Genomic DNA, 11,460 nt, shown 5'->3' on the forward strand with positions numbered 1-11,460 from the left:
GTAGCGGCTCCAAAGGAGCTGGGATTCCTAAACCTCACGATTTGGTTTGGTGCTTCATAGCAACCGCCTCCACCCTCAAGGGGTTTTCTGGTCTTACGCTCGCGACCCAGACTATCCCCGCAAGCCCTGCGGTTCTCATGTGTCGAGTTTCAAGAAAAGTCTTGATACACTTTTGATTCAAGGGTTGGCCTTCCATTGCCCTGTCATCTTTTCCCTAGAGACGAAACCTTAGGATAGTGGAGTCTTAATTAATAAATTTTTACCCTTCTCTGCATAACCTGCCAACCATAAAGACTCCACTATCCTTACGGTAACTTCAAAGTCTACCAATTTTGCTGCGCCGCCAGGTTACTGGACTTCGCTCGTATAGGCGCATCTGTTTCCATCGTCTCGGGTGGGTCATTGACCACTTTCATTCTAGCACGTTTATCGTTAAAGACGCAATTCCTCTCTCGCTAACCCTGCGGGTATAACGAGAGTCTCCTTGCTCTTAAGGATGATTTGAGCACTAATCTGATTTTAATCTCGCGCTATACTTTATCAAAATTAAGCGATCGCATTGCTAATCATTAGCTTCTGAGTTATCCATCTTTACCATAGCGCTATATTTTGTCAAAATTAAGCGATCGCATTTATTAGAATTAACTTACCAGTTATAAATGTTTACTCTAGCGCTAGATTTTAATAAAATTAAGCGATCGCATTGCTTATATTATTTTTACTGAGGGGGTGACGAAATAAGCTAAAACGCAGACTATAGCGTTTCTCGCAGTAATGAGGTACAGTCTTCTTTGAATTTGATTTCCTGTCTTGATGCAGCGCATCCCTATTAACTATTCCCTATTCCCCTCCTGGGAGGGGTTAGGGGTGGGTTCCTGTTCCCTAAAATTCCGAAATTGTGTACCTCATAGCTATGATAATTGCTATATATAAGCGACCTAGCTCTTAGACCTCGTTGATAATACTTTCGTTGTCTTGATCCCAAGGGCGAGTGGGGGAAAGCACTCGCCCTTGGGATCAAGACAATGTTCCGTGATTTCAAGAGTGGCGGTTATATAGCGTTTCTCGGGGAGCAGGTCAAATAAGCCTAACAAATGAACTACTTGACAAAACAACAAAAATCCGGTCTTAGTTGCAGAACAGATGAACTATTTACCAGATCAGCAAGCAATTACCCATCAGGGGGCTATAGTAATGGTAAAAATATTAGGCTTAAGTGACATGCTTCCCCTATTACCTATTACCCATTACCTATTACCCATTCCCGATTCCCGATTCCCGATTCCCGATTCCCCATTCCCGATTCCCCATTCCCCAGATCAGCGTACTAATGTTGCTGCATAAGTGACATGCTCCCGTTTCTCGCAGTTATGAGGTACACTATCCTTTGACACTGATTCCCTGTCTTGATGCAATAGCGAGTGGGGGGAACCACGGCAATAGCGAGTGGGGGAAACCCCCAAGACCGTAATGGTGCGTTTACAGTCGTCGAATTAAATTCGCCACGGGTCGCACCTCTGCCTCCCCAAGACCGTAATGGTGCGTTTGACCCGTAATTAAATTCGCCACGGGTCGCACCTCTGCATCGCTTAAAACCCTCTTTACTATTGCTAGCATGCATGCATGCCTTTTGCCTTAAAGGGATAAGCAATGTCGCTCACTCGTCCTGAGAACTGCTATAATTTGGAGGCTACTAGAGTCAGCAAACAGCGATTAATTTCTCTGATTTTATTAATTTGTTTGTCCTACACTTTAGCTAATTTTAATGGACAATATATTCAGCAAAAATGGTTAGCATCCTATGTTAATCGTCCCAGTTATCATTCAATATTTTACCGACGACATAGCAGTTTTTATATTGGCTTGCATGGTAAAAATTGGTTGGATTCAATGTCTTTTGTCTCAGAACTCATTCAATAATTACTTCGTTTTTATCGCCACAAACTGCCTTATCCTCTCCGAGGTTACAGGGCTGCTTCCCTTATATAGCACTACCCATTAAGATGTTTGACATTTCTAAACTCCGAAACCTAGTCAATGCTTACTTTTGACTTCTGACTTGTGACTTGGGACTTGCGCGTTTGTGGATGCTTGGATGTAAGCCTTTTTCCTAGACCAGTAAATCTTGGCGAGGATTAAAATTATCAATCTCCCTTAGTTTTTCGTATAGTTCTCTGACCTCCTGAGTGGCTTCGGTTGGCACAACAATCTGAATTTCTACTACCTGATCCCCTCGTAACCCATCCTGATTGGGATAACCCTTATTTGCCAAGCGCAATTTTTGTCCTGACCTGACGCCACTAGGAACATTAATTTGCACTATACCATCCAAGGTGGGAACTTCTATTAAGTCACCTAATACTGCTTCAGCAGGGCTTACTGGTACTACACAAATCACATCCAATTCCTCTAATTTAAAGAAAGGATGAGGTGACACAGTAATTTTTAAATTTAAACATCCACCATCAATACCTTGACCTTGGAGCCGCACCAGGGCACCGGTTACCATCCCAGCAGGTAGCTCAATTTCTAAAGCCCGTCCATCTTCTAGGCGAATTCGCTCTCGACCCCCTTTATAGGCTTTTTCCAAAGGTAGGGTTAATCGAGCGTCAATATCTTGAGGTTGAGGTTTGGGATAAGGTTGAGGCTGAGGGGGGGATTTGGGTTGAGGTCTCAGACGAGAACTAACAGTGTAGGCTGTTTTAGTTTTCCCTGGTCGAAACGCACTCTCAGAACTTACCCGAGTCCCTGGAGGTGGGGTTGATGTTGCCTTTCTAGTAGAGCGACGCCCGAGTAGTTGATCAATGAAGGTGTTGAAGTCCCGGTAATTGCCATAATCCTCTGGTTGGTATGAACCACGACCATTGCCGTTCCAGCCTACATTTTTAATCAAAGTAGCAGCTTTAGCCGCTTTTCTACCAAACTTCTTCTTCTGCCAATATCGGCTGAATTGGTCGTACTGCGATCGCCTATTCGGGTCAGAGAGAACTTCATATGCCTCACCAATATCCTTGAACTTGTCTTCTGCTGTCTTATCTCCAGGATTCAGGTCGGGGTGATACTGTCGAGCTAACCGCCGATAAGCCTTTTTAATTTCCTCGCTGGATGCCTCTGTGGGTACACCCAACATTTCATAGTAATCTCGATAGTTTTGCATAATTAGTCAATAATGAAGTGTCTCGATGCACTCCCTCATCGGGTAAACCCCCGTATTAAGGCTTTTTTGATCTATTCGTTTTTTGATCTATTCGTGATTAATCGTTAATTGTCAGTATTTTTTAAAGGGAAGAGCGAGAAAACTTTTACCTAAAGACTAACCGCTAATTAGTTGTGGCTACTGACAACTGACAACTAACTACTGACTAATTTAGAACCAATTATCATCCTCATCCCAATCATTTTCAAGGGGGTTTCTGCGATCGCGATCGCGACTGGACCTCGATGAACTAGCCCCATAGGAGTCATAGGAGTCCCGGCGGTAATCCCGTTGAGAATATCGGTCTGTGTCACTATCTCCGGTGAAGGTGCGACGAATTGAGCCAAACAAGTCATCATCCTCTTCTTCCTCATATTGCAGCCGTACCTCTCGCTTGAGCTCATAGAGGGCATCTTGTAGATCACCTTGAGTGCGATCAATAGCCCGGTCATCATTTTGGGCAACGGATTGACGCATCTCCTGAATTAAGCCTTCAATCTGACGCCGATAACCACTAGCAAACTGTCTCCCAAAATCTAGGGCTACCTCCCTCAGTTGCCGTTCCGCTTCATTAGCCAAACTTTCTGCCCGATTGCGCTTTTCTACTCGTTCCCTTCGTTCCCGGTCAACCTCAGCGTATTCTTCTGCCTCACGAATCATTTTGTTGACTTCCGCTTCACTCAGGGTAGAAGCCCCTTGAATGGTAATGCTTTGTTCTCGACCAGTAGTTTTATCCAGTGCCAATACCTGCAAAATTCCATTAGCATCAATATCGAAAGCCACCTGAATTTGGGGCACTCCCCGTGGTGCTGGGGGAATACCAGTCAACTTAAACCGACCCAAAGACTTATTATCTGTTGCCATATCCCGTTCCCCTTGCAGGACATGAATTTCCACCAAAGTCTGATTATTTTGGGAGGTGGAAAAAATATCAGACCGCCGGACTGGGATAGTCGTGTTGCGGGGGATTAACTTTTTCATCACCCCACCAATAGTTTCCAAACCCAAGGACAACGGAGTTACATCCAGCAATAGGATATCTTTGACTTCACTGTTAAGAATTCCTCCTTGAATTGCAGCTCCTACTGCCACTACCTCATCAGGATTAACATTCTGATTTGGTTCCCGATCGATTAAGCTGCGCACCAATTGTTGTACCATCGGGGTGCGGGTTCCCCCTCCTACCAAGATCACTTCATCAATGTCCATAGGAGTTAAGCCAGCATCTTTGAAAGCTCGTTTTAGGGGTCTGCGCAAACGACTAACTAGATCCACACATAGCTCTTCAAACTGAGAGCGCTTCAGCCTAGTTTCTAGGTGTTTTGGACCATCTTCTGTAGCTGTAATAAAGGGCAAATTAATCTCAGTTACACCCACCCCAGACAGCTCGATCTTAGCTTTTTCTGCAGCTTCAGTCAGCCGTTGTAGGGCTTGGCGATCGCGTCGCAGATCAATTCCCTCTGATTTCAAAAATTGCTCTGCCAACCAGTCAACAATTTTTCGATCAAAATCATTGCCCCCCAGTTGAGTATCACCACTGGTTGATAGCACTTCACACACCCCATCCCCCACCTCTAGGATCGAGACATCAAAGGTACCCCCGCCCAAATCAAATACCAGGATAGTTTGGCTGGCCTCAAGATCCAAGCCATAAGCCAAAGACGCTGCTGTTGGTTCATTAAGAATCCGCAGAACCTCTAACCCAGCAATTCGTCCAGCATCTCGTGTGGCTTGCCGTTGAGAATCATTAAAGTAAGCCGGGACTGTTATTACTGTTCCTGTTACCTCCTCTCCCAGGTAGCGGCTGGCCTCATCCGCCAACTTCCGCAGAATCATTGCAGAAATTTCCTCTGGGGCGAAGTCTTTTTTCAACCGGGGGCACTTAATTCTCACATTACCACTTTCATCCCGGCGAATGGTATAGGCAACCCGCTTTGACTCTGGATTCAGTTCAGCATACTTACGTCCAATATACCGCTTCACCCCATAGAAGGTATTTTGGGGATTAAGCACAGCTTGGCGGCGTGCTAATTGTCCTACAACCCTTTCCCCATCCTTACTAAAGCCAACCATTGAGGGAGTTGTGCGCATACCTTCCGCATTAGCAATTACCACCGGCTTACCGCCTTCGATGACAGCCACCACGGAGTTTGTTGTACCCAGGTCAATGCCGACTACCTTGCCCATGCGTCCTTTATTCTCCTCAAGATGAATGCTGTCAACTCGTTCAATGAATTTCAACTACTATATATATAGATGATATTTTGATTAAAATTGTATATAGCCAGTGGTTCGGTTTTCCGAAGCGTAGTCACCCTAGACCTCTGACGGTTGCAGTTATGGTAAGGGATGCCCCGAAGTGCTGAATCTATTCTATCCCTTGACTTCTTCCCCAATTTAGCGGAATTTCAAAGTAAGCATCCTATCATAATAGAGAATATATTAGCAAACTCGAGGATCGGGTGAAGTAGTACATTCAAGACTATTGATTAGCGCTTCCACAGCATGGGCGCGCCAAAGCGTGAATTTAATTCTTAATGGTAAGAGCGCACCTATCAATCTGCCCGACTTACCTGTGGGAAACTTCCCTGTACATCATCATTCGAGGGCTCTGGCAATGCTAGGATCACAGTAGCCCCCTATATTGAATTATTAATGGCAGAAACACTATTCTTTAATGCTCTGCGTGAAGCCATAGACGAAGAAATGGCACGGGATGAGACAGTATTTGTAATCGGTGAAGATGTCGGTCACTACGGTGGTTCCTACAAAGTTACCAAAGATTTGTGTAAAAAATACGGTGACTTGCGGCTTCTGGATACCCCCATTGCCGAAAATAGCTTTACTGGTCTAGCTGTTGGTGCAGCAATGACAGGTTTACGACCAATTGTCGAAGGCATGAATATGGGGTTTTTACTCCTGGCATTCAACCAAATTTCCAACAATGCCGGGATGTTACGCTATACCTCTGGTGGTAATTTTAAAATCCCGATGGTGGTTAGAGGCCCTGGTGGTGTCGGACGTCAGTTAGGGGCTGAACACTCCCAGCGTCTAGAAGCCTACTTTCAGGCAGTTCCCGGTCTCAAAATCGTTGCTTGCTCCACCCCCTACAATGGAAAAGGGTTGCTTAAATCTGCCATTCGAGATGATAACCCAGTATTGTTCTTTGAACACGTCCTGCTCTACAATCTCAAAGAAAATCTGCCAGAACAGGAGTACTTGGTACCCCTTGATAAAGCTGAAGTTGTACGCCCTGGTAAAGATGTTACCATTCTTACCTACTCCCGGATGCGTCACCACGCCATCCAAGCGGCTAAGCAGCTGGAAAAAGAGGGCTATGATCCTGAAGTGATTGACCTGATTTCCCTAAAGCCTCTAGACTTTAAGACCATTGGTGCTTCAATCGCCAAAACCCACCGAGTCATTATTGTAGAAGAGTGCATGAAAACCGGTGGTATTGGGGCAGAATTAACAGCATCGATTAACGAGCGCTGGTTTGATGAACTCGATGCACCAGTGCTTCGGCTTTCATCCCAAGATATTCCCACTCCCTACAACGGGACTCTCGAAAATCTAACCATTGTCCAACCCCATCAGATTGTCGAGGGTGTGAAAAAGATGGTGGCTTTGCGGATTTAACTTAAAGCTTGGCAAATAAAGCTTGGCAAAAGCCATGCAGGGGGCGTTACTGATTATTAGATGCTGGAGGTGAAAAAGATGCCGATTGCTAAGTAACCAATCGATGGAATACTTAAGCCTCCAGCCTTGAGAGTTCAGAGTTCAGACTTTAGACTTTAGACTTTATATTTTCTCAGTTACTAGGCTCGCCAAAACAGATTATGATAGCATTTGTTGCGGCGGGTCGTAGTCATGCAAAAACAGCGTTCACTATTAGCCTTAATCCTAGTACTTGTAATTACAGCAATCATAGTACTGGTGCAAATTCCAATCCGGTTAGGACTGGACTTGCAGGGAGGGGCTCAACTCACAATTCAGATTAACACTACCGAAGAGATTACGGAAATTACGGCTGAGCAATTAGCCGCAGTTAAAACCGTTATAGAAGGCCGAGTCAATGCCCTAGGGGTTTCTGAGTCGGTAGTGCAAACCGTTGGCAAAGACCAGCTTTTGGTACAGCTACCTGGCGTCAATGACCCGCAACAAGCGGAACGGGTACTAGGGGGAACAGCACAGCTGGATTTTCTCAATCAAAAGATTGGTACAGAAGCACAGCTGCAGGTTGAACAGCAAGTGCTACAACAACTACAATTGAACCAAGAGGTATTGCGCAACAATGGTGATGGAGATGCGATCGCAGAAAATCAAGCTGCTATCAATCGTAGTAACCAAGCCATCCTTGAACTATTTGAAAGTAGTGGTCTGACTGGCAAAAACCTCCAAGATGCTCGTCCCCAACCTCTTCAAACTGGTGGTGCTTGGGAAGTGGCTATCCGATTCGATAGTGAGGGAGCTCAAAAGTTTGCTGAGCTGACCAAGAACATTGCCGGTACAGGACGCAGCATTGGTATTTTCCTCGACAATTTACTAATTAGTGCTCCGAGTGTAGCAGCGCGATATGCTGAAAATGGCATCAGTGGTGGTGCAGCAGTGATTACCGGTAACTTTGATGCCGAAAGTGCCTATGAATTTGCTGCCCAGCTGCGGGGAGGTTCCTTACCTTTGCCAGTGGAAATCGTGGAGAATCGCACCGTAGGGGCAACCTTAGGACGAGATAGTATTCAACGTAGTATCTATGCTGCTGTAGTTGGTCTTATTTTAGTATTAATCTTTATGGTGCTATATTACCGACTGCCTGGCATCATTGCTAATATTGCTCTGAGTATCTACGCTTTACTCACCATCGCAGCATTTGCCTTCTTAGGTGTTACCTTAACCCTACCCGGAATTGCTGGTTTTATCCTTAGTATCGGTATGGCAGTTGATGCCAATGTGCTGATTTTTGAGCGGACACGGGAAGAATTACGTGCTGGTAAGACCTTGTATCGCTCAGTAGAGTCAGGGTTTTACCGAGCATTTTCTAGTATTTTAGATGCAACTGTGACCACATTAATCGCCTGTGCAGTACTGTTTTGGCTAGGTTCAGGTCTAGTGAAAGGCTTTGCCGTAACCCTAGGCATTGGGGTAGGAATCAGTATGTTTACCGCCGTGACCTGTAGTCGAACCCTGATGCTCGTAACAGTTTTAGGACTTCCAGGGGTACGTCAGAAACCAGAACTATTCTGCCCGAATTTACCAACCCAATAGTTTATAAATTAGGAACTAGGAAGTAGGAACTAGGAAGTAGGAAGTGTAATTCCTAGTTATGGATAAAGCGTTTAGTTGACCAGGATCGAGTTCAACTAAAAAATCTATTTAATCCTTCATCCTAGTTGTGGATAAAGTTGTGAATATAGTTGTGGATATAGTGTTTAGTTGACCAGGATCCGGTTCCACCAAAAAAAACATTTCATAATTCATAATTCATAATTCATACTTTATAGCAATCCGTGTAGTAATTGTGATAACTTTGTTCCCTAATTCCTGTTCCCTATTCCCTATTCCCTATTCCCTGTTCCCTACTCCCTGTTCCCTACTCCCTTTGCTAAATAAGGATTTAGTAATAGAAAAGTCAATATGAAACTTAATGTAATTAAAACGCGATCGCTTTGGTGGAGCATCTCAACCGCCCTGATTACGGTCGGTATCATTGCCATGGTGATTTCTTTTCTCCAACTAGGAGCCCCTTTACGGTTAGGTCTGGATTTCGTTGGTGGTACCCGCCTACAGCTAGAGAGAGACTGTACTCAACCCGGAAACTGTGACCAACCCATCGATTTGGCCTTGGTGCGAGACGTCATGACAGCACAAGGTCTTGGCAATAGCAGTATCCAAATACTAGGGGAAGAAAAACAAGCCCTGACAATTCGGACTAAAACATTAGATGTTGAACAACGCACCCAGTTGCAAACTGCTTTAACCGAGCGTCTTGGTGTTTTCGATCCCAAATCTACTCAGATTGACACCGTTGGTCCCACCTTGGGCAGGCAACTGTTTATTTCTGGCTTAATCGCTTTGTTTATGGCCTTTGTGGGCATCTTTGTCTACCTTACCTTCCGATTCGAGTTTGACTATGGCCTATTCGCTTTCGTTGCCCTGTTCCACGATGTCTTAATCGCTATTGGTCTTTTCTCTATCCTAGGTTTAGTGCTAGGGGTAGAAGTCGATACCTTATTTGTGGTTGCCCTATTGACAATTATTGGTTTTTCTGTTAATGATACTGTGGTGATTTACGACCGGGTGCGAGAAGTAATTAAACTCAAGCCAGGTCAACATATCAATCAAATTGTAGAGGATGCTGTTAATCAAACCTTAACCCGCTCCATCAATACCACCTTAACTACCTTGCTACCCCTGTTAGCAATCTTGCTGTTCGGGGGAGAAACCCTAAAATTCTTTGCCTTAGCACTAATTATTGGTTTTACAGCAGGGTCTTACTCCAGTATTTTTATTGCCAGTACCCTCTTAGCTTGGTGGAGAGAGCGCACTGGTAAAGCTCAGTCTGTAGTCGAGGTTGCAGTTAATCCAGAAAAGGAGGGGACTTCAGTGATTGAAGCAGAATTTTCTGATGAAGTTTAGTTATCAATTTCAATAGTCTTCTAATTATGGAGCAGCCAGATAGCCCAAGAAGAAAAATTACCCTTGACCCCATCTTTGAGGCCAGGGTAAAACGATTACATCAAATAACTGTTTATGGTAGGTGGGTTTTCGTAGGCATCCTCTGGATAACTGTTGCTCCATTAAGCCTGTGGGCTTGGCAGTATGAAATTTCCCTGATGCGATCGCATTTTACCTGGGCAGCACTCCGGTATAGTATTATCTACAACCATCTGCCTGCCCTAGGTCTGGCTATCTGTATTGGCACAACTTTAGCCGTCTTAGTTTGGCAAAGTCGCAATATTTTATTTGGATTACCACCCTTAGAACAGAAACGTCTGGAGCAACAAGTACAGCGGATTTGTCAGCAAGGCCCCACACACCCACTCTGGAAGTGGGTGTGCGGCTCTTGAATTAAACGACTATATCCTCCTCAACAATAAAATCTGCCGCTGTGAGCTGACTCGCGGAGACCCCGAACACCTGTGCTAAGACTTCGCCATTGGCAGTAATAGTAGTCGCGCCCATATCAGCAATTGCCAGCTGATCAAAGGTCAGATCTCCACCTAACTTGAACATATCGATTCCATCTTCAAAACTAAACACAGTATCTGTTCCCTCACCAGGGTTCAAGACATAGGTGTCAATGCCCCCTGCGCCAGATAAGATATCATTGCCTAATCCGCCTTCTAAGATATCATCACCGTTGCCACCAAACAGGGAGTCATTACCCTCAGCACCGATCAAGGTGTCTGAGTTTTCTCCCCCAGACAAGTTATCATTACCAGCTCCACCATCTAGGAAGTCTCCATTAGTCCCACCATCAAGGACGTCATTACCGTCACCACCGAGCAAGGTGTCTGAGTTATCTCCTCCAACCAGGCTATCATTACCAGCTCCACCGTCGAGTAAGTCATTACCTGAGTTACCCTCTAGGGTATCGTTGCCATTACCCCCAAGCAAGGTATCATTCTGGAAAGTACCAATCACCGTCGAGTCATTATCTTGGATGGTAATCAGAGTAGCTACCTCACTTACGTTGTTGAAAGCTAAACCATCATCAACCACAAACTGGATAATGCGACCAGAGGCATCAGTCACACCAGATGTGTTTTCATACTCTAGGGTGTTGAGGACTTGCTGGTAATTTTGGATGGTATCTACCCCACTTAAGGAAAGGATACCATTGTTGGCATCGAAGTTAACCGCAATCAGGGTATCAGTGTTGTCAACAGTCAGCAGTTCCTCTGTGGGATTGAGCAGATTGGCAATTTTTACTGTTGCGCCAACCAGAGTGGTGTTATTAGCATCACTCAGAGTCAATTTGTTATCTGGGAACAGTGCAAGCTGATTACCGGTAAATGTGACAGTAGCATCAATGCCGTCTGTATCTGGATCTGGGGCAGCTGGAATAGCTGGGGCAGCAGCAATAATTGGCTCGGGAGCTGGATCAGTAGTGGTATCTGGATCGGGATCAGGTGTGGTATCTGGATCGGGATCAGGTGTGGTATCTGGATCAGTATCAGTAGTGGTATCTGGATCAGTATCAGTAGTGGTATCTGGATCAGTATCAGTAGTGGTATCTGAATCAGTATCAGTAGTGGTATCTG

General features: G+C 45.0%; 8 protein-coding genes. 5 read left to right on the forward strand and 3 right to left on the reverse strand.

Translation table 11 applies throughout. From position 1 onward, the window contains the following. Positions 1–1,143: 1,143 nt before the first annotated feature. Entirely contained in the window at positions 1,144–1,344 is a 201-nt protein-coding gene (locus tag LYNGBM3L_RS45695; RefSeq protein ID WP_044493118.1) for a hypothetical protein, read from the forward strand. Between the two features lie 766 nt (positions 1,345–2,110). On the opposite strand, the gene LYNGBM3L_RS13550 is transcribed toward LYNGBM3L_RS45695, so the two are convergent. Together LYNGBM3L_RS13550 and dnaK are read right to left on the reverse strand one after the other, a co-directional pair. Beyond that, complete coding sequence (locus LYNGBM3L_RS13550) at positions 2,111–3,157, reverse strand: DnaJ C-terminal domain-containing protein (protein ID WP_008184006.1); 1,047 nt, start codon at positions 3,155–3,157, stop codon at positions 2,111–2,113. A gap of 210 nt (positions 3,158–3,367) precedes the next feature. After that, positions 3,368–5,383 carry a molecular chaperone DnaK gene (gene dnaK / locus LYNGBM3L_RS13555; protein ID WP_044493122.1) on the reverse strand — a complete coding sequence of 672 codons (2,016 nt, stop codon included), beginning with the start codon at positions 5,381–5,383 and terminating at the stop codon, positions 3,368–3,370. 468 nt (positions 5,384–5,851) lie between these two features. Here dnaK and LYNGBM3L_RS13560 point away from each other — a divergent pair, with 468 nt between their 5' ends. From LYNGBM3L_RS13560 to LYNGBM3L_RS13575, 4 genes are all read left to right on the forward strand, one after another. Further along, on the forward strand, positions 5,852–6,835 hold the full coding sequence (locus LYNGBM3L_RS13560) for an alpha-ketoacid dehydrogenase subunit beta (RefSeq protein WP_008184010.1): 984 nt from the start codon (positions 5,852–5,854) through the stop codon (positions 6,833–6,835). Between the two features lie 231 nt (positions 6,836–7,066). Beyond that, positions 7,067–8,461 (forward strand): protein translocase subunit SecD, encoded by a 1,395-nt coding sequence (gene secD, locus LYNGBM3L_RS13565; RefSeq protein WP_008184012.1) that lies wholly within the window; start codon positions 7,067–7,069, stop codon positions 8,459–8,461. A 369-nt stretch (positions 8,462–8,830) separates the two neighbouring features. Further along, positions 8,831–9,832 (forward strand): protein translocase subunit SecF, encoded by a 1,002-nt coding sequence (gene secF / locus LYNGBM3L_RS13570; protein ID WP_008184013.1) that lies wholly within the window; start codon positions 8,831–8,833, stop codon positions 9,830–9,832. Positions 9,833–9,858: 26 nt separating this feature from the next. Next, positions 9,859–10,263 (forward strand): hypothetical protein, encoded by a 405-nt coding sequence (locus tag LYNGBM3L_RS13575; protein WP_008184015.1) that lies wholly within the window; start codon positions 9,859–9,861, stop codon positions 10,261–10,263. Between the two features lies 1 nt (position 10,264). Here the strand turns inward: LYNGBM3L_RS13575 and LYNGBM3L_RS13580 are convergent. Continuing rightward, on the reverse strand, positions 10,265–11,460 hold a 1,196-nt coding region (locus LYNGBM3L_RS13580; RefSeq protein ID WP_008184017.1), incomplete at its 5' end, for a calcium-binding protein.

Source organism: Moorena producens 3L, from assembly GCF_000211815.1.
In the GTDB taxonomy this organism is placed as follows: Bacteria; Cyanobacteriota; Cyanobacteriia; order Cyanobacteriales; family Coleofasciculaceae; genus Moorena; species Moorena producens.